Below are 22,291 nucleotides of genomic sequence, written 5' to 3'. Positions count from 1 at the left end.
CGCGCCACACGTGTCAGAACATCGTGTTGCCGTTCGCCGCCTGCTCGGGCACCGGCTGGTTGACGTCCCAGTGTTCGACGATCTTGCCGTGCTCGAGCCGGAAGATATCCGTGATCGCGCTGCCGCGCGTGCCCGGTTCGCGCACCGCGTGCACGTGCAGGATCACGTAGTCGCCGTCGACGAACGAACGTTTGATCTCGCTGTGCGACTGCGGATATTTGTCGCGCAGAAACGCGACGAACTTGCGGAAACCGTCACGCCCGTCGGCCGCGTTCGGGTTGTGCTGCACGTAGCGATCGCCGACATACGCGAGCGCGGCGTCCGCATCCTTCTCGTTCAAGCCTTTCTCGTAGAACGCGAGCACCGTGCGCCGGTTGGCTTCCTGCTGCGCGTCGTCGGCCGAGCCGGTCGCCACCGCATGCGCGGCGCTCACGGCGAACAGGGCCGCCGCCATCCATCGTGCGGCCCGTGCCGCGGTCGTGCGTCGCATCGTCGTCTCCCGACATCCGGTTGAAAACCGGATCATACCGGGGCGACGCGGCGCTCAGACCAGCGCGCCATGACGCGCGACGATCTTCCCGGACGATACGACGAGACGCCGCACCGGCCGCGCGACGACGGCCTCCGCGAACGTCAGCGCATCGACGAGCACGACATCCGCGCGGCTGCCGGGCTGCAGCCCGTAATCCGCGAAACCGCAGCCGCGCGCCGCGCCGTGCGTCACGCAGTCGAGCGCGACTTCGAGCGCATCGTCTCGGCGGAAATCGTTGCGCATGCCGATCAGCATCGCGCGTTCGAGCATGTCGGGCGAACCGTACGGCGTCCACGTGTCGCGCACGCCGTCGTTGCCGCCGATCACGGTCACGCCCGCCGCGCGGCACGCGGCCACCGGCGGCACCGGCACCGCGGCCGGCGCGGTCGTGACGATGCCCACGCCGAGCTCGGCCATCCGCGCGAGCAGCGCATCGCGCTCGCGCTCGGCGAGATCGCCGAGACAAAAGCCATGGCTGATCGTGACCCTCCCCTGCATGCCGTGCGTCGCGGTGCGCTGCAGGATCAGGTCGAGCGAGTACGCGCCCATCGACCCGCGCTCGTGCAGATGGATGTCGAGTCCGCGGCCGTGGCGTTCGGCGATCGCGAACAGCACGTCCACCGCCTCGACCGGATCGCCTTCGATCGCGCACGGATCGAGCCCGCCGAGCAGGTCGGCGCCGGCGTCGAGCGCGTCGGATAGCAACGCATCGGTGCCCGGCCGCTTGAGCACGCCCGACTGCGGAAACGCGACGATCTGGATCTCGACCTGCCCGCGCAGCGTCTCTCGCGTCGCGAGGACGCCGTGCAGATGGCGCAGCCCGGCTTCGGTATCGACGTCGACGTGCGTGCGGATGCGCGTCGTGCCGGCCGCGAGGAACGCGCGCGCCAGCGCGAGCGACGCGGCGCCCGCGTCATGGCCGCTCGTCGCGCGATAGCGGCGTTCGTTCTCGATACGGTCGACGAGGCGCGGTCCGACCGCGTTGCGATACCACGGCATCCCCCAATGGGTCTTGTCGAGGTGGGTGTGGCCTTCGACGAGGCCGGGCAGCGCCAACGCGAGCGCGCCGTCCTCGATCGCGCAGCCGGCGGGCGCGTCGAGCGACGGGCCGACGCGCGCGATGCGATCGCCTTCGATCAGGATATCGAGCGCGGCGTCGGCGTTCGTGCGGACATTGCGGATCAGCAGGTTCGTCATGTCGGTTCCGGTCGGGTCGGTCGGTGCAAGGTGCCGCGGGTCGGGCGGATCAGCGCGTGAAGCGCAGCGACGGCGCGAGCGGTGCGCCCTGATCGCTTTCGCCGCGGCGGAATACCCAGCGTTCGGCCGGCACGCCCGCGACGGCCGCTGCCGCGTTCGGCGCACGCACCGCGACGAAGCTCGCGTCGCAGCCGACCGCGATTCCGTAGTTTTCCTTGCCGATCACGCGCGCGCCGGCGTGCGTCGCCATGTCGAGTGCGATGCCGAGCGCTTCGTCGGTGTAGAAGCCCGACCGGTAGCCGACCATCATCGCGCGCTGCAACATGTCGCCGTTGCCGTACGGCCACCACGCGTCGCGGATGTTGTCGTTGCCCGCGAACACGTGCACGCCCGCGTCGCGCAGCCGTTGCACCGGCGGGAACGCGCAGTCGCCCGGTGCATTCGTCAGGATCGATACGCCGGCGTCGGCCAGCACCGCGGCGGTGCGCTGCACGTCGTCGGCGCTCACCTGGCCGAGCGCGTACGCATGGCTCACGTTCACGCGTCCGCCGAGCCCGGCCGCGCGCGTGCGCGCCGCGATCCGCAGCAATTGCGCGATGCCCGTTTCGCCCGGCTCGTGCAGGTGGATGTCGATTTTCGCGCCGCGCTTCTCGGCGATGCCGAACACGATGTCGAGCTGGCCGTCCGCATCGCCGTCGAGCGTCGTCGGGTCGATTCCGCCGACCACGTCCGCGCCTTCGCGCACCGCCGCATCGAGGATCTCGGCGGTGCCCGGGCACGTGATCACGCCGGCCTGCGGAAACGCGACCAGTTCGATGTCGACGATCCCGCGCCACTGTTCTCGCGCGGCCATCACGGCGTGCAGGTTCGACAGCCCCGTCGTCGCATCGACGTCGACGTGGCTGCGCATCGCGATCGTGCCGAACGCGGCGGCCTGCGCGATCAGCGCGTTCGCGCGCTCGACGATCGGCGGCGCGGCCGCGAGCTGGCGCTTCTCGACCGCGAGCCGCTCGCGCAGCGAGCCGACCGGTTCGTGCGGCACCCAGCGATCGCCGACGAAGCTCTTGTCGAGATGGATGTGGCCGTCGACGAAACCAGGCAGCACGACGCGGCCGTCGAGGTCGATCGTCTGCGCGCCGGGCGCGGCGGTGCAATCGGCGCCGATCGCGGCGAAGCGGCCGTCGCGGACGACGAGATTGACGGGTTGGCCGCTGGCGTCGCGGGCGTTGATGAAGAATCGTTCGGTCATGGCTTCGATTGGGGCGGTCGCGGCGCGACACCGGCGCGGACAGGGGAGGAACCGCGGCCGGCGCGGCGCGACCGTTGGCAGGGAATCCGGCCACGATATCGGACGCCGCTGCGCGAGGCCAATTAAAAGTCGCGATGCCGCGCATTCGATTTCGCGATGTGTGGCGCGCATGGCCGGCGGACCGAACGCGGAGACGGGTGTCGTTGGCCGTGGAAGCGGCTGGAATGTCGGCGGCCGCGCGGGGGTGCAGCGCCCGCACGCGTGCGCCGGGAAACCGCGTCGCGCCGTTGCCGGCCGCCCCTTCGACGCCCCACCCCACCGGCGATTTACGCGGCAACAGACTTTACACGTTGTTACCCGGCCGCACCGGACGCGCATCCGGCCATTCCTTATACTCACGCCGAGTTCGCCACCCTGACGGGAATCCAGCGGCGGACACGTTGCCGATGCAGGAAACATCATGATGCGCATGCCTTCCACGAAGACCGTTCTGTTCGCCTCGCTCGTCGCCGTGGCGGCGCTTCCGCTCACCGCCTGCGTCGCGCCGGGCTACTACGGCGCGCAGCCGGGCTATCCGCAGCAGCAGCAATACGCGACGCCCGGCTATGCGCAGCCCACGTATTCGCAGCCGGGCTACGTGCAGCAGCAACCGGCGTATCCGAACCAGGCGCCGCAACCGTACGATCAATACGGCTCGCAGCCGTATGACCAGTACGGCAACCCGCAACAGCAATACGCGACCCCGTACGGCAACGGCTACGGCACGCAGTACGGCACCGTGTCGAACATCCAGCCGGTCAACGGCTCGGTCGCTCCGTCGGGCATCGCCGGCACCGTCGTCGGTGCGCTGGTCGGCGGGCTGGTGGGCAACCAGTTCGGCCGCGGTCACGGCCGCGATGCGGCGACCGTGATCGGCGCGCTCGGCGGCGCGGTGGCCGGCAACCAGATCGGCCAGCAGATGGGCGCCGCGCAAGGCCCAAGCAGCTACCGGATCGACGTGCAGGTTAGCGACGGCTCGATGCGCTCGTTCGACGTGCAGTCGCCGGGCAACCTGCGTCCGGGCGACCGCGTGCAGATCAACGGCAATCAACTGTCGCGCTATTGATTCCCGTGGCGTGCGCGTGAGTCGATCGCGCGCACGTCGCCTGTTCGACGTCGTGCGCCAGACCGGCGCGACCGCGCATGCGCTTGACGCGCACCCTCCTTGATCGCGGTACGACACGCCGCCATCAGTGTCTTCTCGTTCACGCCCGTGCGACGCACCGCGCATCGCCACGCGGCATCCGAATTCCTATTAGGATTAGGACGATGCATCCCCGCGACCGCCGCAGCGGCGCGCCGGCATGCACGCCCCTCAACCGGAATGCCGCCGATGACGATCACGATCCGCCTGCTTGACGCCGCCGACGCGGCGCAGTTCCAGACCGTCCGCCTGCGCGCGGTCGACACCGCCCCGACGTCTTTCCTGCCGACGCTCGACGAAGAGTCGCAGGTGCCGGTCGACGAATTCGCGAAACGCCTCACGCCGACGCAGGCACAGGCCGTGTTCGGCGCGTTCGACGGCGGCACGCTCGTCGGCATCACCGGCGTACGCCGCGATGCGCGCACGAAGATCGCGCACAAGGCGACGATCTGGGGCGTGTACGTCGACGCCGCGTATCGCGGGCAACGCGTCGCGCAGGCGCTGCTCGACCGCGCGACCGCGCATGCGGCGAACGCGTGGGGATGCAGCCAGCTGATGCTGTGCGTGAACGAAGTCAACCACGCCGCGGAGCGGCTGTATGCGTCGCAGGGATTCGTGCGGTTCGGCACGGAGCCGCGCTCGATGTGCGTCGATGGCCGCTTCTACGACGAGCACTACATGGTGAAGACGCTGGCGTAGCGTATTCGTATTCGTGTTCGCGTGCAGGTATCGATCGGCCGCACGCGAACGTCGTGGCGCGTCGCCTCATCTCACCGCTTGTCGGTGATCGTCGTGTTGACGACCTGCCCGGCGATCGTCACGTTCGTCAGCGTCATCGCGCTCACGTTGAACGCATAGATCGGCCCCGGCGACGTGACCGTCGGCGTGCCCGACGCGACCGGCGTGCCAAAGTCGCAGTTGCTGATCGTCACGCCGGAAATCGGCTGCACGGCCGGCGTCGGCGGCGTGCCGTTGTAGTCGAACGCGACTGGCCCCTGCGCGACGATCGCCTGGAAGCACGACGCGCTCACGCCGTTCAGCGTCACGTTGCTCGCCTTCACGTCGGAGATCGTCACGTTCTGCACGACCGGCGCGCGCGTGCGCACCGCGTCGTTCGCCGGCTGGTAGTCGCAGTCGAACGTGACGATGCCGCCCTGCGCGGCCGACGGATTGCCTGCCGCAGGCGTGACCACGCCGAGCGGCACGCTCGCGTTGACCGGGCTGCCCGCGAGCAGCGCGCTGCCGTAGCCGCCGCCCTTCAGCGTCACGCCGTTCGGCAGCGTGACGCCCTTCACGTGGAAATCCTTCACGTAGCCGCCGCGGTTCATGTTGGTCTTCACGCGAATCGCGATGTTCAGCGGGTTGGTCTGCCAGTTCGCGTTCAGCATCGACAGGTTCGTCGCATAGATCTGCTCGACGCCGCCGCCCATCTCGCTGCCGAGCGTGATGCCGCCGTGCCCGCTGTTCATCGCGCAGTTGCGGATCAGGTGCCGCTTCGCGGGCCCGTATTCGGTGTCGCGGTCCTTGCCCGACTTGATCGCGATGCAGTCGTCGCCGGTGTTGAACGTGCAGTCCTCGCACAGCACGTCGGTGCATGCGTCCGGATCGAAGCCGTCGTTGTTCGGGCCGATGCTGTTGGTCGTCACGCCGCGGATCACGACGTTGCGGCTCGCGGTCGGATGGTGCTGCCAGAACGGCGTGTTCTGCGTCTGGTAGTTCGCCATCAGCACGTTCGTGCAGCCGATGAATTCGACCATGCACGGCCGCAGGTAGTGACCGAGGCCGAAGATGCGCTTCTCGACCACCACGCCGGCCTCGGACAGCGCGGGCAGGTAGTTCTGGTCCTGCTGCCATGGCGTGACGGACGACGTCAGCAGCGCATAAAGCGCGTCGGAAATCGCGGGCACGACGATCCGCAGGTCGACGTTGTTCGGGTTCGGGGTGTTCTGGGCCGGCACCGTCGCGCTCGCGCCGTACGCGCCCGACGAGCCCTTGTAGGTCCACCAGCAGACGCTGTTCGCGCCGCTGCCGGAGAACGGCGTCATCGCCTGCCCGTTGAGCACCGACGTCGGGCCTTCGCCGGTCAGCGCGATGTTCGTCGCGTTGCGCGCGTAGACGGGCGCGCCGTAGTTCAGGCAATCGTTCGCCTGCCAGCGGCTGTAGTACAGCCGGCCGTTCGCGCCGCAATCGACCGGGCCGTCCTTCGCGTAGTCGGCCGGGTTCGGGCTGAAGTAGATCGTGCAGTTCGCGCTGAGGTGGAACGTGACGTTGCTTTGCAGCACGATCGGCCCCGCGCAATACCAGGCGCCGGCCGGCACGACGACGCGGCCACCGCCTTCGCGCCGGCATGCGTCGATCGCCGCGAGAAACGCCGGGCGCGAATCGAATGCGCCGGGCGCGGTCGTCAGGTCGGAACCGGGGCTGACCGGCGACTTCGCGGCCGGGTACGGCGACGTCTGCGCGACCGTCGCGCACGGGCGCGCGCCGTAGTGCGTCACGTCGAAGTCGCGGCCGTGCCGCGCGAGCCGCGACACGTGCGCGAGCGACGCCGCGATGCGCGCCGCCGCGCCGTGCTCGGCCCACACGAGATCGACCGCCGACGCATTCGCCGTCGCGCCTGCCGCCAGCGCCCGGCGGGCCGCGAATGGGCTGCCGAGCATCGCGCCGCCGGCGAGTGCGCCGGTCCAGCCGATGAACGCGCGGCGCGAGACCCGTTTCGATGCAGGCGATCGGACGGACGAAGACGAACGACGGCGATGGGCGGCCATGGGCACTCCTTCAGGGCAGGGGTATCGATGCACCGAATAGCGGATCTCTATTTATACGTCGTCGTACTACATTGAGCAGTCTAGACGCGATTGAGCCGCAACATGTATCTGTCGTTTACCCTGTATTTACAGCACTAATCTACGGTATGTGTGCGCACACTCACATTTGAGAACGGGTCCCGCGAGATACGTTATCGTATGTTTATGCGCAAAAACTTCCATCGAAAAGCCCCGGCCGACGATGTCTGCCGGGGCGAGGTCCCCTACTCGCCAGCCGCCGCGACCGCTGCTCCCGTCGTCGGCTCGCGCCCCGCCGAAGCTGTCGGCTCGAACACCAGCACCAGATCGCCGCGATAGTGCCCGTTGATCGGTGCCGTCCCGCCGACAGCCGGCGCTTGTGCGCTGACCTTCACGTTGCGGGTTTCGTCATAGCCGTCGAATCCGTCCCGCCCCGGTTTCACCAGCATAAGCGTGCGGCCAACGCCGGGCGCGATTTCCGCGTCTTCGGCCTTGTCCGTCAGCACCACCTGCGTATTGGCAAGATCGTCGAGACCGTTCGACAGGCGCAGCGGCTGCAGCAGCGTGACGTTGATATCGGGATTCGTCGTGCGCACACGGATCGGCAGCGTCGTCGCAAACGTCCGTTGCCTGCCGTCGGTCGCGCTCAGCTCGACCACGCCGTATGCGGTGTTGTCCGGCTGTGAAACGAACAGGCTGTCGCCGATGTGCGCGGTCAGCGTGATTTTCTTGACAACCGCTTGCGGCGACGTCGAGCCCGCATGGGCGATGCCGGTCAAGACGCCACATGCGACGAGTACGGTGAGAGAAGTTCGGATTTTCATTGTGTAGTCCCGCATTCCGGAGGGTTGGGATTCGGGCGTCCGCGCCTTCCTTTGCCGGAAAATTCGAAACCCACTTATCCCGAAATTAACCGGCGCGATCTCCGTGGCATTCGATGCGCCCAGCCGCGGCGCGCGCGGTCGAGTCGGCTGGATTCGATCGAAAACACGTAACGGATTCGCTCAACAGCCAATACTGGCCTCGTTGTGCGAACCCTCCGCGCCACGGCATGCAACAACGATAGATCGCGGGAAGTCCGTTAAAAATCCATGGAAACCTTCACGGGTTTTTACGGTTTTCATTCACCAGTGCCATCTCGAAATCAAATAGAACGCACTCGCGAATTGCCGCCGCCGACCCGCCTCGGTAATTCCGCCTCTGTTCAGCTCCCTGCTGCCCGCGCTATCGTTTCCCCTATCCCCCAGCCAGGAGCTGCCTTTGCCTACCCACCACGGAGTCGACCTCATCCGCGCCCGCGCGCTGTTCGATCGCGAGCGCCGCGCGTTCACCGAAGCCATGCCGGTCTCCCGCGCACTCTCCGCGGAAGCGTCCGAGCACTTGCTGTTCGGCGTGCCGCTGCACTGGATGCAGGATTGGTCGACCCCGTTCTCGCTATACGTGAAGGAAGCACGCGGCGCGACGTTCATCGACGTCGACGGTCATCGCTACGTCGACTTCTGCCTCGGCGATACGGGCGCGATGTTCGGCCATGCGCCCGAACCGGTCGCCCGCGCGCTCGTCGAGCAGGCCACGCGCGGCTATACGACGATGCTGCCGAGCGAGGACGCCGCCTGGGTGTCGCGCGAACTCGCGCGCCGCTTCCAGCTGCCGGTCTGGCAATTCGCGCTGAGCGCGAGCGACGCGAACCGCTTCGTGCTGCGCTGGGCGCGCGCGGCCACCGGCCGCAACACGATCGTCGTGTTCAACGGCTGCTATCACGGTACCGTCGACGACGTGTTCGTCGATCTCGTCGACGGCCGCCCGGTGCAGCGCGACAGTCTGCTCGGGCAGTCGTACGACCTGCTCGCGAACACGCGCGTCGTCGAATTCAACGATCTGGACGCGCTCGAAGCGGCGCTGAAGGACGGCGACGTCGCGTGCGTGCTCGCCGAGCCCGCGATGACGAACATCGGGATGGTGCTGCCCGACCCCGGCTTCTGGGAGGCCGCGCGCGAACTGACGCGCCGCCACGGCACGTTGCTGGTGATCGACGAGACGCACACGATCAGCAGCGGGCCCGGCGGCTACGCGGTCGCGCACGGCCTCGAACCGGACATGCTGGTGGTCGGCAAGCCGATCGCGGGCGGCGTGCCGTGCGCGGTGTACGGCTTCAGCGCCGCATTCGCGGAACGCGCGAAAGCGGCGAAGCTGAACGCGCCGCCCGGCCATTCGGGGATCGGCACGACGCTCACCGCGAACATGCTCGCGATGCATGCGATGCGCGCGACGCTTGCCGAAGTCGCGACCGACGCCGCGTATGCGTACATGTTCGCACTCGCCGCACGGCTCGCGGCTGGGCTCGACCAGGCGATCGCAAAACACCGGCTGCCGTGGTGCGTGACGCGCATCGGCGCGCGCACCGAGTTTCAGTTCGCGCCCGTGCCGCCGCGCAACGGCACGCTGGCCGGCGCGCAACTCGACAGCGAACTCGAGCACATCGTGCACCTGTACCTGCTGAATCGCGGCGTGCTGATCACGCCGTTCCACAACATGATGCTCGTGTGCCCGCAAACGACGGCCGACGATGTCGATACGCTCGTCGCACAGTTCGATGCGTGCCTGGGTGAACTGGCCGGTTGATCGAATGCGACGACGGACGATCCTCGACGCGCCGGCAAACCGGTGCGCTCGAGCATCGATGCGTCGTCAATGACGAAGGTACGCCGCACGCGCGGCGAACCGAATACGCAGCGACCCGCCTCCGCTACACCGCCTTCAACGCGCGCCGCGCCACTTCCGCGAAATAGCGCGCGCCGGTCGGCAAGATCTCGTCGTTGAAATCGTACGTCGCGTTGTGCAGCGGCACGCCGCCCTGACCGGCCACTTCGCCGTTGCCGATGAACACGAAATTGCCCGGCACCGCCTGCAGGAACGCGCCGAAATCCTCCGAGATCATCATCGGCTGCACGTCGGCGTTCACAGCATCGGCGCCCGCGACGTGCGCGGCGGCCTGCACGGCCGTGTCGACCCATTCCGGCGAATTCACCGTCGGCGCGAACTCGTGCGTGTACTCGAACGTACAGGCCGCACCGTGCGTACGGCAGATCCCTTCGCCGATCTCGCGCATCCGCGCCTCCAGCAGCGCCTGCACGTCGCGCGAATAGCTGCGCGTGTCGCCCTTGATCGTCACCGTCGACGGCAGCACGTTGCGCAGCCCGTCGGTGATGAATTCCGTGCACGAGATCACCGCCTGCTGGCCCGGGTCGAGATTGCGCGACACGATCGTCTGCAGCGCGAGCACGATCTGCGCGCCGATCACGATCGGATCGATGCCCATGTGCGGCCGCGCCGCATGCGTGCCGCGCCCGTCGATCCGGATCACGAAATTGTCTTCGCTCGCCATGATGCCGCCCGCACGCGTCGCGAACGTGCCCGCGCGCATGCCGGGCATGTTGTGCGCACCGAAGATCGCGTCGACCGGAAAGCGCTCGAACAGCCCGTCGGCCATCATCGCCTTCGCGCCGCGGCCGTGCTCTTCCGCCGGCTGGAAAATGAAGCGCACCGTGCCGTCGAAATCCTTGCGCTCGGCCAGCAGTTGCGCGGCGCCGAGCACCATCGACATGTGGCCGTCGTGCCCGCACGCATGCATCTTGCCGGGCGTGCGCGACACGTGTTCGCGGCCCGGCGCGTGCTCGACGATGTTCAGCGCGTCCATGTCCGCGCGAATGCCGATCGTGCGCTGGCCCGTGCCGGCCGTCAGGTTCGCGACGAGCCCCGTGCCGCCGATGCCGCGATGCACGTCGAGCCCGAGCGTCGTCAGGATCCGCGCGACGTAGTCCGACGTGTTCACCTCTTCGAATCCGGTTTCCGGGTGCTGGTGCAGATACCTGCGCCAGGTCTTCAGTCGGCCCTGCAGCGTGCTTTCTGCCGTTGCGTCGATTGCATCCATTGCGTTCGCCTCGTCGGTGGTCATGTCGTTCAGGCCGCCGCCGCCGCGCGGCTCAGCCAGTCGCGCTGGCGCGCGAGCACCGCATCGGCCGTCTCGCCGACGCAGTTCCGGTACACGGACGGCGCGGTCGCCCCTTCCGTGTTGATCGCCAGCACGCGCGCGTTCGCGTCGAGCCCGACCTGCCGCGCGCGCGCCGGGTCGCGCATCAACACGGCCAGCCCCGCCACACCGGCCGCGCCCGATTCGCCGGCGACGAGCGGCACGTCGCGTTCGCTGCCGGCCGCGAGGCCGCGCATCGCCTGCACCGCGTCCGCGTCGTCGATCAGCATGAAGTGGTCGATGCACATCTCGAGAAAATCCCATGCGAGCGGCGACGCCTCGCCGCACGCGAGCCCGGCCATCACCGAATCGACGCTGCCGCTCGCCTTCGTCGCGCGGCCGGCCAGCGCGCTCTGGTACAGGCAGTCGGCCTGGCGCGGCTCGACGACGACAAAGCGCGGCCGCTGCACGCCGTCACGCTCCCACAGGTAACTCGCGACGCCCGCGGCGAGGCCGCCCACGCCGCCTTGCAGGAACACGTGCGTGAACGGCCGCCCGTCGTCCTCCGCGGCCTGCGCGGCCGCTTCGGCGGCGATCACGCCGTAGCCCTGCATCACGTCGCGCGGAATCGCTTCGTAGCCGTCGTACGACGTATCCGACACGACGTACCAGCCGTTCGCCTGCGCGAGCTGCGCCGCGCAGACGACCGATTCGTCATAGTTCCCCGCGATGCGCACGATCCGCGCGCCGTACGCGGAGATCGCGCGTTCGCGCTCGGCGTCGACGTGCGCGTGCAGCACGATCACGCAGCCGCAGCCGATCGCACGCGCGGCGGCAGCCAGCGCGCGGCCGTGATTGCCGTCGGTCGCGCTGATCACCGTCAGGTCGGCCAGCGCCGACGCGTAGCGGCCGGTGACGAGCCCTTGCGGATCGAGTGCCTGCGTGCGGCGCAGCCGCTTCACGAGCCGCACCAGCGCGATCGGCGCGCCGAGTGCCTTGAAGCTGCCGAGCGGCGAACGGCACGACTCGTCCTTCACGCTGACGCTCGCGACGCCGAGCCGCGCGGCGAGATCGGGCAGCGCGCGCAGCGGCGTGCGTGCATTGCCGACGAGCGGCCAGTGCGCGAGCCATGCGCCGCTTTCGTCGGCCGACGCGATGTTCATCACGCGGCGCAGCGCGTTCGGGTAGGCGGTGCGCGACGCGCGCGGGTTGGCGATCAGCATGGCGAAAGGCTCCGGAAGCGGGACCTCGGGCGGTCCGTCGGGTGAGTCGGGTCGGGCAGGCGCGGGTTGCGCGCCGTCGGTTGGAAAAATAATATTGCGCAGGCGGGTGAACGAAATCGCCAAATCGACCACTTCGACGCAAAAATTTCTCATTCTTTCGAGGTTGCGCGCGCCATCATGACGACTCCACTCGATGCGTTCGATCGCAAGCTGCTGATGGAAGTCCAGCGCGACGCGCAGACGCCGCAGGCCGAGCTCGGCGCGCGCGTCAACCTGTCGACCGCTGCCGTGAACCGGCGGCTGCGGCGTCTCGCGGAAGCGGGCGTGATCGAGCGTTATACGGCCATCGTCGCGCCGGACAAGGTCGATCATCCGCTGACGATCGTCGTGAACGTCGAGGTCGAGAGCGAGCAGATCGACCAGCTCGACGCGATGAAACGCGCGTTCGAGCGCTGCCCGCAGATCCAGCAGTGCTACTACGTGACGGGAGAATGGGATTTCGTGCTGATCCTCGCGGTGCGCAACATGGATCAGTACAACGCGCTCACGCGCGAGCTGTTCTTCGCGAACAACAACGTGAAGCGGTTCAAGACGCTGGTCAGCATGAGCCGCGTGAAGGTCGGGCTCGACGTGCCGGTCGACCCCGGCGAGTGAATGCAGCGATGAAGCGGCCGGCGCGTGACAGCGTGCGCCGGCCGCTTCCCATCGACGGCTACGTCAGCGACAACTGAAGCTCGCCGCCGAGTTCAAGTCGCCCGAACCGTTGTAGCGCGCAACCTGCGGATACGGGCACAGCGGCCGCGTACGCCCCGCGCCCCACGACGCGGGCACGTCCGCGTTCGGCACCGCGTTCGCCGTGTCGCGCGCGGCAGCCACGACCGCCGCGGGCGCCTGCCCCTGTTCGACCCACGCGACGAGCGGCGTCAGCATGTCGAACTGGTCGGCGGCCGGCCCGCCGGAGCAGTGGTTCATCCCCGGCACCGGATAGAAGCGTGCGAAGCTCGACGCATCGCCTCCGTTCGCCTGCGCGACCTGCGCGTACCAGTCGCGCGTGTCGTTGAACGAGAACACCGGGTCGCCCGTGCCGTGATAGACGAGCAGCTTCGCGCCGCGCGACTTCAGCGCGGCGAGGTTCGTCTCGTCGGGCGGCGTCATGAACGACCATGACGATTGCGTATAAGTGCCGTTCGTCGCGAAGATTGCCGGCGCATCGTTGTCCATGTCGAAGCCGAGCGCGAAGCCGGCGAGGTTCGCGAGCACCGCGGCGGTTTTCGGCGGCGTCATGAACGTGAACGCCATCGCGGCCGGGTCGAGCATGATCGAGTTCGACTGCTTCCATGCAGCCCAGCCAGGGCCCGACAGGCCCGGATCGTACGGAAAGCTCGCGTACAGCGCCGTGCCCGCGCTGTTGCGCGCCCCGGCGAACACGTTCTCCAGCGCGGTTTTCTGCGCAGGCGTCAGGCACGACCCGGTGCGCGTGCCATTCGCGCAGGTGGGAACATCGGCATCGACGCTGAAGTGCGCCTGGCACGCGGCGACGTCCTGCACCATCCCGTCGGCCGCGCCGTCGAGCACGTCGCATTTTTCGAGAATCTTCGCGCCGACGAACTGGCGTTCCGCATCGTTGAAACCGCTGCGGATATCCGGCAACCCGTTCGTTCCCGTGGCCGATGCGATCTTCGCGAACTGCTGCGCGCCGTACATCTCGCCGATCGCCGCCTTCGGCAGATGGAAGCCCGGATCGCCCGCGATGATGCCGTCGTAGTCGGCCGGATTGCGCACCGCCGTGACCATCGCGTGACGGCCGCCGTTCGAGCAGCCGCCGAAATAGCTGCGATCGGGCGCCTTGCCGTACGCGAGCCGGATCACCTGCTTCGCCATCGGCGTCAGCGCGTCGACGGCGCCGTAGCCGTAGTCGATCCGCGCCTGCGGATCGAGGCCGAACAGCGGATTCTGCGCGGCGCTGTGCCCGGAGTCCGAGCTGATCACCGCGAAACCCTGGTTCAGCGCGTTGGTCAGCGGCCCGCCGCCGCCGATCTCGCCGGTCGCGGTCACGACGTTGCCGTCGAGCCCGCCGTTCGCCTGGTAAAAGAAGCGGCCGTTCCATGCTTTCGGCAAGCGCATCTCGAAGCCGATCGCATAGGTCTTGCCGTCCACCGCGCTCACGCGCTCGTTCATTTTCCCCGCGATCACGCAGTGCTCGGCGACCGGCTTGCCGGCCACCGTCAGCGCGCCGGCCGCCGCGGTCGTCACCGACGTGAACGACGTGTTCGCATACGCGAGCTTCGCGGCGAGCGCGTCGCAGGTCTGCGCCATCGCGGCCGGCGTCGCGGCGCTCAGGTGCGTGGGCGGCGCGCTGATCGAATCGTCGCCGCCGCAACCGGCGAGCAGGGCGGCGGCGGACAGCGGCGCAATACAGAGGAATGCAGATTTCCTGTTCAAGATAACTCCCATTCGGTTCGTCACGCCGCTGAATCAGAACATGTGCCGCACGCCGACCATCGCGCCGAGCTGCCCCATCCCTGCGCCGGGCGTCGTGCCGGGCCCGCCGCCGCTGACCGAGTAGCGCGCGTGCGCGCTGTTCCACAGATACGACGATTGCGCATAGACGGCCGTGCGCTTGGTCAGCAGATAAGTCGCGCGCAGCGTGGCCATCGTCGCGCGCGTGTCGTGCGCGCTGTTGACGATCCGGTAGCCTTCGCCGTCGACGATGAAATCGGGCTTCACCGCATACGACGCGCCGACGAAGAACAGGTCCGAATGCGCGCCGGGCGCGGCCGGCGAACCGGTCGACACGCGCCGCCCGATCCAGCCCGCGCCGATCTTCGCGCCGGCCGCCTGCGCATACGCGCTCACGTGCGTACGCGCATCCTTGCCGCCGCTGCTCGTGAAGGGAACGGGCGCCACGCCGTCGAAGAAGTTGGCGGCCGCGCCGGTGCCGCCGCGCTGTTCCTCGTACGATGCCGCCGCACCGAAGTACGCGCTGTCGTACTTGAGCATCACCGACCAGTTGCGGCACTGCACCGCGTCGCCCGGCACCTGCCCCGCGCACGTGCCCTGCCCCGGCGAGTTGCCGGTGCCCGCGCCGTCGCGGCCGAACGAATACGCGGCGCCGAACGTCACGCCGCGATACGCGCCGACGTAGGTCACCGCGTTGTCGGCGCGGCCGTTCGGCACGTACGCGTCGAACGAGCCGAGCCCGTAGATGTCGGGGCCGATGATGTCCGCGCCCTGCAGCGCGAGATAGGTCATCGTGTACTGACGGCCGAACGCGAGCGTACCGAAGCCGCTCTTCAGCCCGACGAAGGCCTGGCGCCCGAACAGCCGGCCGCCCTGGCCGAGATCGCCGCCGCGTACGTTGAAGCCGCTTTCGAGCGTGAACACCGCCTGGTAGCCGCCGCCGAGATCCTCGGTGCCGCGCAGCCCCCAGCGCGACGGCAGCTCGCCCGTCACGCCCGGCATCCGCACGACGTGGTCGCCGGCCGCGTTCGCGTGCGACACGAACTCGACGCCCGTGTCGATGATCCCGTACAGCGTCACGCTCGACTGCGCGTGCGCGCCCGGCGCGGCAAGCGCGCAGCACGCGCCGGCGGCCAGCAGGCCGTTCCTTGTCTTCGTCTTCATTTCGTTGCGTCTCCAGACCGTGTTGAATTGCGCGCTCTGACGGCGCGCCTTGAAAAAACGAAACGTCAGTCGTCGGCTTGCGGGCGACGAATCAGCACGAATGCAGCGAAGGCCGCGACGAGCGTGACGGGGATGCTCGCGCCGATCACGACCGGCGCGCTGCGGCCCGCGGCCAGCAGCGTCGCGGCCGCGAGCGGCCCGACGACGGAGCCGAGCCGGCCGACGGCCACCGCCGCGCCGACGCCGGTGCCGCGCATCGCGGTCGGGTAGTAGATCGCCGCGAGCGCATACAGCACCGACTGCCCGCCGACGACGAACATCCCCGCCGCGAACGCGGCCGCCGCGAGCGACGCGAAACCGGGCGCGGCCGCGAGCGCGGCGAGCGACAGCACGATCCCGACATACATGCCGCCGACCACGCGCGACGCGCGCATCCGGTCGAGCGCCGCGCCGATGCCGAGCGCGCCGAGCCCCGCGCCGACGTTGAACGCGATCTGCACGAGGCCGACGTGTGCGCGATCGAGCCCGCGCGAAGCCATCAGCGACGGCAGCCAGTTCAGCAGGAAGTAGAGGACGATCAGCGTGCAGAAGTAGCTGACCCACAGCGCGACCGTCGACGTCGTGCGGCCGTCGCCGAACAGCGTCTTCCCGACGCTCGTGCGTGATGCCTGCGTGCCCGCGACGTCGAGATACGCGCGCGATTCCGGCAGGCACCACACGAGCAGCGGCACGAGCAGCAGCGGACCCACGCCGCCGACGTAGAAAATGTGCCGCCATTCGGTGTCGCCCGCGAGCAGCACGCCGATCACCGACGCGATCACGCCGCCGAACGGGATCCCGCAGTACATCGTCGCGACCGCGCTGCTGCGCGAGCGCGGCTCGACCGCTTCGGACGACAGCGCGATCAGGTTCGGCATCGCGCCGCCGAGGCCGATGCCGGTCAGCACGCGCACGACGACGAGCATCGCGAACGTCGATACCTGCGCCGTCGCGATCGACAGCAGCCCGAACAGCACGACCGATGCGATCAGCACACGCTTGCGGCCGATCCGGTCGGCGAGCCGCCCGCCGAGCATCGCGCCCGGCAGCAGCCCGAAGGTGCCCGCGCTGAACGCGATGCCCATCTGCGACACGGACAGCCCGAATTCGCGCGCCATGCGCGGCGCGGCGACACCGACCGACTGCAGGTCGAGCCCTTCGAGGAGAGCGATCGCGAAACACAGCGCGAGCGTGGTCGCGACCGTGGATTTTTCGGCAACGTAAGTGTTCATGTCTCCATTCCCATGTCTTTGTAGTCGGTCGGCCCTGCAACGGCCGCCGCGCGCCGCCGCCGGCCAGTGGCGGTTCGGCGCGCGAGGTGTCGTATGAACGGCCGCCTTTATCAGGCAACCTGATTCACTGGCCGAAAAAATGCCTGCCGGTGTCGTGGCCGGCCGGTCGTTGTGCGTGCTGCTTACGCGTAAATCACGTCGGGATCGCGTCGCGCCGGGTCGTACAGCGCGTCGATCGTCGCCGCGCGATGCTTCTGCACGGCCGCCTGGTTCAGCGAACCCTTGTCGGTCACTTCGCCGAGATCGAGCGACGGCGGCGTGTCGATCAGCCGGATCCGCGCGACGAACGTCGACCCGCCGCTCGCGTTCCGGTTCAGCGCAGCGAGCCACGTCGCGAACGCCGCGCGCACGGCCGGCGCGCGCAGCACGTCGGTCACGGATGCGTCGGCCGCCAACCCCGCCAGCGCACGGCACGCATCGACGCGCGGGAACACCAGCAAGCCGATGTCGTCGCGATTGATCCCGGTGACGACCACGTCCTGCACGTACGGCGCGCCGGTCGACACCGCATTCGCGCGCAACGGCCCGACGCTGACGAACGTGCCGCTGCTCAGCTTGAAGTCCTCGGTGAGCCGCCCGTCGAACAGCAGCCCGAGTTCCGGTCGCTGCGGATCGGCAAAGACGCCCGCGTCGCCGCTGCGGTAGTAGCCTTCTTCGTCGAACACGTCGCGCGGATCGACGTCCGCATGCCAGTAGCCGCGCATCACGTTCGGCCCCTTGAAGCGCAGTTCGTGCTTGCCGCCGCACGGCACGAGCTTCGCGTCGCAGCCGGGCGCGGGCAGCCCGATATAGCCGGCGCGCATCAGCGGCCCCGTCGTGAACAGGCACGACGGCGACGCCTCCGTCATCCCGAGGCCGGCCATGATCCGGATGCGCTCGCCGCAATGCGCTTCGGTCACGCGGTCGAGCCGGTCCCATGCGGCCTGCGACAGCCCCGCGCCGCCGAAGAAATACAGCTTCACGCGCGAGAAGAACGTGTCGCGCAGCTCGGCATCGCGTTCGAGCGCGGCGGTCAGCTCTTCCCAGCCCTTCGGCACGTTGAAGTAGATCGTCGGCGCGATCTCGCGCAGGTTGCGCACGGTTTCGTCGAAGCGGCCGGGCATCGGGCGGCCGTCGTCGATATACAGCGTGCCGCCGTTGTACAGCGCGATGCCGAGGTTGTGACTGCCGCCGAACGTGTGATTCCACGGCAGCCAGTCGACCAGCACCGGCGGCTCGCGCGTGAGTTCCGGCATCGTCTGCCGCAGCATCTGCTGGTTGCTGCACAGCATCCGGTGCGTGGTCGGCACCGCCTTCGGCTGCTTCGTCGAACCGGACGTAAACAGGATCTTCGCGAGATGGTCGGGGCCGACCGCCGCGTGGATCGCGTCGATCGTGCGCGGAACGGTGGCGAGCAGGCGCGACAGCGGCACTGTGCGGCTCTCGACATCGGTTTGCGCATCGGCGTCGCGGGCCACGATCAGCGTTGCATCGGCCGGCAACGTCGCATCGAGCGCACGCGCGAACGGCGCACGTTCGGCGACGAACACCGCGCCCGGCCGCAGCACGCCGAGCGTGTGACGCAACTTGCCGTAGTCGGTCGACACCAGCGAATACGCGGGCGAAATCGGCGAATACGGCACGCCGGCCAGCATCGCCGCGAACATCATCTGCAAATGCTCGAGATCGTTGCCGGACAGCACCGCGAGCGGACGCTCGGCCGACAGCCCGAGATCGACGAGGCCCTGGCCGAGCACGCGCGCGCGTTCGAGCATCTGCGCGTACGTGATCTCGATCCAGCGGCCATCGGCGCCACGCCGCGCGGCCAGCACGCGGTCGGGATGCGCGTGCGCGCCGCGCACGAGGCAGTCGGTGATGCGCGTCGGGTAATCGCCGAGCGGCTCGCGCGAGCGCAGGTACCAGGTACCGTCGTCGGCGCGGCGAATCTCGGCCGCGCCGACCGCGACGGCGGCCGCGCGATAGCGCACGGCGTCGGCGTCGGCGTGTTGGCCGACCTGAAGCGGCGCCTTCTCTGCATTCATCGTCGGCTCGCTCATATCGGGTAGTGGCGCGGCGCGGTCTGCACGGTGATCCAGCGCAGCTCGGTGAATTCGGCGATCGACGCGCGGCTGCCGAAGCGGCCGTAGCCGCTCGCCTTCGTGCCGCCGAACGGCATCTGCGCTTCGTCGTGCACGGTCGGCCCGTTGACGTGGCAGATCCCCGATTCGATCCGGCGCGCGACCGCCATCGCACGTGCGATATCGCGGCTGAACACGCTCGCCGACAGCCCGAATTCGCTGTCGTTCGCGAGCGCCACCGCTTCGTCGTCGCTGTCCGCACGCAGGATCGCGACGACCGGTGCAAAGGACTCCTCGCGATAGAGCCGCATGTCGCGCGTCACGCCGTCGACGATCGCCGGCTGCATCGTCGCGCCTTCCACACGGCAGCCGAGCGGCAGTTGCGCGCCAAGCGCACGCGCATCCTCGACCAGCGACGCCGCGCGCGCGGCAGCCGACGCATCGACCATCGTGCCGAGCGCATGACCGGCCAGCGGATCGCCCGCGACCAGCGTGCGCGCCTTCGCGGCGAGCCGCTCGACGAGGGCGTCGGCGATCGGCCGTGCGGCGATCACGCGCTCGGTCGACATGCAGATCTGCCCCTGGTTGAAGAATGCGCCGAACGCGATCGCGTCGACGGCCGCATCGAGATCGGCATCGTCGAGCACGAGCACCGGCGCCTTGCCGCCGAGTTCGAGCAGCACGGGTTTCAGGTGCACGGCCGCGTGGCGCGCGATGATGCGGCCGACGTGCGTCGACCCGGTGAAGTTGATCCGCTTCACGTGCGGATGCGCGATCATCCGCTCGACGAGCTCAGGCGCATCGGCCGCCGCGTGCGTGATCACGTTGACCACGCCCGCGCCGAGCCCTGCCTCGTCCAGCACCGCACCGATCAGCGCGTGCACACCGGGGCACGCCTCGGACGCCTTCAGCACGACCGTGTTGCCGCACGCGAGCGGCATCGCCAGCGCCCGTGTGCCGAGGATCACCGGCGCGTTCCACGGCGCGATGCCGAGCACCACGCCGCACGGCACGCGCATCGCGAGCGCGAGGTTGCCCGGTACGTCGGACGGGATCACGTCGCCGGCGATCTGCGTCGTCATCGACGCGGCCTCGCGCAGCATGTTCGCCGCGAGCGTCGCGTTGAAGCCGAGCCAGCCGGGCGTCGCGCCGGTTTCGGCGACGCCGGTCGCGATGATCTCGTCGATGCGCGCGTCCATCAGGTCGGCCGCCTTCAGCAGCCGGCGGCGCCGTTCGGTCGGCGCGAGTGCCGCCCACGCGGGGAACGCGCGATGCGCGGCGTCGATCGCCGCGTCGGCGTCGGCCACGCCGGCCGCCGGCGCGCGCGATGCGAGCGCGCCCGTCGCGGGGTTGAAGCGGTCGAAGGTGCGGCCGTCGCGGGCGTTGCACCACTCGCCGCCGATCAGCATCCGTCTGTCGGTCATGTCGTCTCCTGCCTGTCTCTTGCGATTACGCCGGCGGGGAAGCCGGCGGCTGCGTCCGCGCTTGTCTCAGCGCTTGTATGCCTGCAGGCCCGGCTTGATCGTCTTGTCGTCGAGGAACTGCTTCAGCCCCTGTTCGCGGCCGCGCTCCGGGTCGCGCAACTGCGCCTGGTCGAGCTTCGCATACAGGTAATCCTCGCACTGCTCCCACGTGAGTTCGCGCGAACGCTTGAAGCCGTGCTTCGCCGCGCGCAGCACGACCGGGTTTTTGTCCATCAGCCGCGCGGCCAGCGCGATCGTCGCGTCGCGCAGCCCGGCGAGCGGCACGCTGCTGTTCACGAGGCCCATCTCCGCCGCTTCCACGCCGGTGAACGTATCGCCGGTCATGATGTAGTGCAGCGCGCGGCGGTGCCCGACCGTGTCGGCCATCGCCTTGCTGACGAGGTTGCCCGGCGGGATGCCCCAGTTGATCTCCGACAGCCCGAACACCGCTTCATCGGCCGCGATCGCGAGGTCGCACGCGACGAGCGGCGAGAACCCGCCGCCGAAGCACCAGCCGTTCACCATCGCGATGGTCGGCTTGTTGTACATCCGCAAACGGCGCCACTGCCATTCCGATGCGTCGCGGCGCACCTTTTCCTGCAGCGCGTCGGAGCCGCCATCGATCTCGCGGAAATATTCCTTCAGATCCATGCCGGCCGTCCACGCGGCGCCCGCGCCGGTCAGCACCAGCACCTTCGCCTCGTCGTCGAACTCGACCGCGTCGAGGACTTCCAGCATCTCCCGGTTCAGCGTCGGGCTCATTGCGTTGCGCTTCTCGGGGCGATTCAACGTCACCCACGCGATGCCGGCCTCCACTTTCACTTCAACGGTCTGCCAGCGGTTGTCGTACTTGCTCATGTCTGTTCCTGTCGTTCGTTTCCAGTGCGATTCGGTGCGCAGCATCCCTGCTGCGGACGACTTCATTTAATATCAGGCTACCTGATATTGCAAGCGGCACGAGCGCCGGTGTAAACCCGGAGCGGACGCGGAGAAAGCGGCGGGGAAATCAGGGAGCGGTCGGGAGGCCGCCGATGGCGTGGACGAAGCGAGCTCGGGCCTGACGGCAGGCCCGCGTCGTGAAAACCGGGGAAGCGGTCAGCCGCGCAGGTTGCGCGAGAACAGTTCGAGCGCGCGCTGCACGTGCGCGGCGTCGTCGGCCGGGATGTCGCCGAGCATGCGCTTTTCGAGCGGGCGCAGCACGGCTTCGCATTCGCGCAGCATCGCCGCGCCTGCATCGGTCAGCGTCAGCAGGATGATGCGGCCGTGCGACGGGTCGGCTTCGCGCGTGACGAAACCGCGGGCGGCCATCACGCTCATCACCTCGTTCGCCGACTGCGGTGTGATCCACGAGCGCTCGGCCAACTGCGCGTTCGACGATGCGCCGCGCGCCTCGAGCACCGACAGCGCCGTGTACTGCGCGAGCGTGATGCCGAGCGGCGCGAGCGCGTCGGTCATGTGGCGGCGCAGCAGCCGGTCGAGGCCGCCGATCACGTAGGTCAGGCGCTGTTGCACGCGCGGCTTCGGCTTGTCGGCCGGCGTGCGGGCGACGTTCTTCGCGGCGGGTTTCGAACGGGCGGGCTTGGTCGGGGTGGAACTCATGGCGCGGGCTGGGTGGAATTGCGGGCCATCTTACCAGCAGGTGGGGGGACGGACGCATAGTCGCGACATCACGCTTA

Annotated in this window: 18 protein-coding genes; 4 read left to right on the top strand and 14 right to left on the bottom strand. The window is 68.9% G+C overall.

The genetic code is table 11. From position 1 onward, the window contains the following. Positions 1-13: 13 nt before the first annotated feature. From J8I33_RS07385 to J8I33_RS07375, 3 genes are read right to left on the bottom strand one after another with little or no spacing between them, the layout of a single operon-like run. Complete coding sequence (locus J8I33_RS07385) at positions 14-490, bottom strand: nuclear transport factor 2 family protein (RefSeq protein WP_209924989.1); 477 nt, start codon at positions 488-490, stop codon at positions 14-16. Positions 491-544: 54 nt separating this feature from the next. Beyond that, positions 545-1,729 carry an amidohydrolase family protein gene (locus tag J8I33_RS07380; RefSeq protein ID WP_209934239.1) on the bottom strand — a complete coding sequence of 395 codons (1,185 nt, stop codon included), beginning with the start codon at positions 1,727-1,729 and terminating at the stop codon, positions 545-547. A 49-nt stretch (positions 1,730-1,778) separates the two neighbouring features. Beyond that, positions 1,779-2,978, bottom strand: coding sequence for an amidohydrolase family protein (locus J8I33_RS07375; protein ID WP_209934236.1), 1,200 nt, complete (start codon positions 2,976-2,978; stop codon positions 1,779-1,781). 460 nt (positions 2,979-3,438) lie between these two features. On the opposite strand from J8I33_RS07375, the gene J8I33_RS07370 reads away from it, so the two are divergent. Next, positions 3,439-4,083 (top strand): glycine zipper 2TM domain-containing protein, encoded by a 645-nt coding sequence (locus tag J8I33_RS07370; protein ID WP_209934235.1) that lies wholly within the window; start codon positions 3,439-3,441, stop codon positions 4,081-4,083. 267 nt (positions 4,084-4,350) lie between these two features. Then, on the top strand, positions 4,351-4,860 hold the full coding sequence (locus tag J8I33_RS07365) for a GNAT family N-acetyltransferase (RefSeq protein ID WP_124556609.1): 510 nt from the start codon (positions 4,351-4,353) through the stop codon (positions 4,858-4,860). Between the two features lie 71 nt (positions 4,861-4,931). Here the strand turns inward: J8I33_RS07365 and J8I33_RS07360 are convergent, their stop codons facing one another. After that, positions 4,932-6,929, bottom strand: a complete 1,998-nt coding sequence (locus J8I33_RS07360; protein WP_209934234.1) for a glycoside hydrolase family 28 protein — start codon at positions 6,927-6,929, stop codon at positions 4,932-4,934. A 263-nt stretch (positions 6,930-7,192) separates the two neighbouring features. Beyond that, entirely contained in the window at positions 7,193-7,771 is a 579-nt protein-coding gene (locus J8I33_RS07355; protein ID WP_209934233.1) for a hypothetical protein, read from the bottom strand. A gap of 436 nt (positions 7,772-8,207) precedes the next feature. Between J8I33_RS07355 and J8I33_RS07350 the strand changes: the two genes are divergently transcribed. Continuing rightward, the gene (locus J8I33_RS07350) at positions 8,208-9,569 is read left to right on the top strand and encodes an aspartate aminotransferase family protein (protein WP_209924984.1); all 1,362 of its coding nucleotides are present in this window, start codon (positions 8,208-8,210) and stop codon (positions 9,567-9,569) included. A 124-nt stretch (positions 9,570-9,693) separates the two neighbouring features. Here the strand turns inward: J8I33_RS07350 and J8I33_RS07345 are convergent, their stop codons facing one another. Both J8I33_RS07345 and J8I33_RS07340 read right to left on the bottom strand, forming a co-directional pair. Further along, positions 9,694-10,878, bottom strand: coding sequence for a M20 aminoacylase family protein (locus J8I33_RS07345; RefSeq protein WP_209934230.1), 1,185 nt, complete (start codon positions 10,876-10,878; stop codon positions 9,694-9,696). 29 nt (positions 10,879-10,907) lie between these two features. Further along, a complete protein-coding gene (locus tag J8I33_RS07340; protein WP_209934222.1) occupies positions 10,908-12,140 on the bottom strand; it encodes a diaminopropionate ammonia-lyase in 1,233 nt (410 codons plus the stop codon). A 177-nt stretch (positions 12,141-12,317) separates the two neighbouring features. Here J8I33_RS07340 and J8I33_RS07335 point away from each other — a divergent pair, with 177 nt between their 5' ends. Next, positions 12,318-12,794 (top strand): Lrp/AsnC family transcriptional regulator, encoded by a 477-nt coding sequence (locus J8I33_RS07335; protein ID WP_209924982.1) that lies wholly within the window; start codon positions 12,318-12,320, stop codon positions 12,792-12,794. 63 nt (positions 12,795-12,857) lie between these two features. Here J8I33_RS07335 and J8I33_RS07330 read toward each other — a convergent pair whose 3' ends face one another. The 7 genes from J8I33_RS07330 to J8I33_RS07300 form a co-directional block, all read right to left on the bottom strand. Next, positions 12,858-14,582 (bottom strand): tannase/feruloyl esterase family alpha/beta hydrolase, encoded by a 1,725-nt coding sequence (locus J8I33_RS07330; RefSeq protein ID WP_209924981.1) that lies wholly within the window; start codon positions 14,580-14,582, stop codon positions 12,858-12,860. Between the two features lie 33 nt (positions 14,583-14,615). Further along, positions 14,616-15,764, bottom strand: a complete 1,149-nt coding sequence (locus J8I33_RS07325; RefSeq protein ID WP_050013420.1) for a porin — start codon at positions 15,762-15,764, stop codon at positions 14,616-14,618. Positions 15,765-15,829: 65 nt separating this feature from the next. Next, positions 15,830-17,035 carry a 3-(3-hydroxy-phenyl)propionate transporter MhpT gene (gene mhpT, locus J8I33_RS07320; protein WP_050013421.1) on the bottom strand — a complete coding sequence of 402 codons (1,206 nt, stop codon included), beginning with the start codon at positions 17,033-17,035 and terminating at the stop codon, positions 15,830-15,832. 182 nt (positions 17,036-17,217) lie between these two features. Beyond that, positions 17,218-19,131 (bottom strand): feruloyl-CoA synthase, encoded by a 1,914-nt coding sequence (locus J8I33_RS07315; protein WP_209934216.1) that lies wholly within the window; start codon positions 19,129-19,131, stop codon positions 17,218-17,220. Then, the gene (locus J8I33_RS07310; protein WP_209934208.1) at positions 19,128-20,576 is read right to left on the bottom strand and encodes an aldehyde dehydrogenase; all 1,449 of its coding nucleotides are present in this window, start codon (positions 20,574-20,576) and stop codon (positions 19,128-19,130) included. The genes J8I33_RS07315 and J8I33_RS07310 overlap by 4 nt, the downstream gene beginning before the upstream one ends. A gap of 66 nt (positions 20,577-20,642) precedes the next feature. After that, positions 20,643-21,473 carry a p-hydroxycinnamoyl CoA hydratase/lyase gene (locus J8I33_RS07305; protein WP_059448873.1) on the bottom strand — a complete coding sequence of 277 codons (831 nt, stop codon included), beginning with the start codon at positions 21,471-21,473 and terminating at the stop codon, positions 20,643-20,645. 237 nt (positions 21,474-21,710) lie between these two features. Beyond that, on the bottom strand, positions 21,711-22,214 hold the full coding sequence (locus J8I33_RS07300) for a MarR family winged helix-turn-helix transcriptional regulator (RefSeq protein WP_050013425.1): 504 nt from the start codon (positions 22,212-22,214) through the stop codon (positions 21,711-21,713). Between the last annotated feature and the right edge of the window lie 77 nt (positions 22,215-22,291).

Source organism: Burkholderia sp. AcTa6-5 (genome assembly GCF_017815075.1).
GTDB lineage: Bacteria > Pseudomonadota > Gammaproteobacteria > Burkholderiales > Burkholderiaceae > Burkholderia > Burkholderia sola.
Note: the sequence above shows the minus strand (reverse complement) of the source record. Positions and strands in the feature narration are given on the sequence as shown.

Excerpts from the sequence above, each read along its gene's own strand:
- J8I33_RS07385 (WP_209924989.1), bottom strand. The coding sequence starts at position 490 with ATGCGACGCACGACCGCGGCACGGGCCGCACGATGGATGGCGGCGGCC.
- J8I33_RS07380 (WP_209934239.1), bottom strand. The coding sequence starts at position 1,729 with ATGACGAACCTGCTGATCCGCAATGTCCGCACGAACGCCGACGCCGCG.
- J8I33_RS07375 (WP_209934236.1), bottom strand. The coding sequence starts at position 2,978 with ATGACCGAACGATTCTTCATCAACGCCCGCGACGCCAGCGGCCAACCC.
- J8I33_RS07370 (WP_209934235.1), top strand. The coding sequence starts at position 3,439 with ATGATGCGCATGCCTTCCACGAAGACCGTTCTGTTCGCCTCGCTCGTC.
- J8I33_RS07365 (WP_124556609.1), top strand. The coding sequence starts at position 4,351 with ATGACGATCACGATCCGCCTGCTTGACGCCGCCGACGCGGCGCAGTTC.
- J8I33_RS07360 (WP_209934234.1), bottom strand. The coding sequence starts at position 6,929 with ATGGCCGCCCATCGCCGTCGTTCGTCTTCGTCCGTCCGATCGCCTGCA.
- J8I33_RS07355 (WP_209934233.1), bottom strand. The coding sequence starts at position 7,771 with ATGAAAATCCGAACTTCTCTCACCGTACTCGTCGCATGTGGCGTCTTG.
- J8I33_RS07345 (WP_209934230.1), bottom strand. The coding sequence starts at position 10,878 with ATGGATGCAATCGACGCAACGGCAGAAAGCACGCTGCAGGGCCGACTG.
- J8I33_RS07340 (WP_209934222.1), bottom strand. The coding sequence starts at position 12,140 with ATGCTGATCGCCAACCCGCGCGCGTCGCGCACCGCCTACCCGAACGCG.
- J8I33_RS07335 (WP_209924982.1), top strand. The coding sequence starts at position 12,318 with ATGACGACTCCACTCGATGCGTTCGATCGCAAGCTGCTGATGGAAGTC.
- J8I33_RS07325 (WP_050013420.1), bottom strand. The coding sequence starts at position 15,764 with ATGAAGACGAAGACAAGGAACGGCCTGCTGGCCGCCGGCGCGTGCTGC.
- mhpT (WP_050013421.1), bottom strand. The coding sequence starts at position 17,035 with ATGAACACTTACGTTGCCGAAAAATCCACGGTCGCGACCACGCTCGCG.
- J8I33_RS07315 (WP_209934216.1), bottom strand. The coding sequence starts at position 19,131 with ATGAGCGAGCCGACGATGAATGCAGAGAAGGCGCCGCTTCAGGTCGGC.
- J8I33_RS07310 (WP_209934208.1), bottom strand. The coding sequence starts at position 20,576 with ATGACCGACAGACGGATGCTGATCGGCGGCGAGTGGTGCAACGCCCGC.
- J8I33_RS07305 (WP_059448873.1), bottom strand. The coding sequence starts at position 21,473 with ATGAGCAAGTACGACAACCGCTGGCAGACCGTTGAAGTGAAAGTGGAG.
- J8I33_RS07300 (WP_050013425.1), bottom strand. The coding sequence starts at position 22,214 with ATGAGTTCCACCCCGACCAAGCCCGCCCGTTCGAAACCCGCCGCGAAG.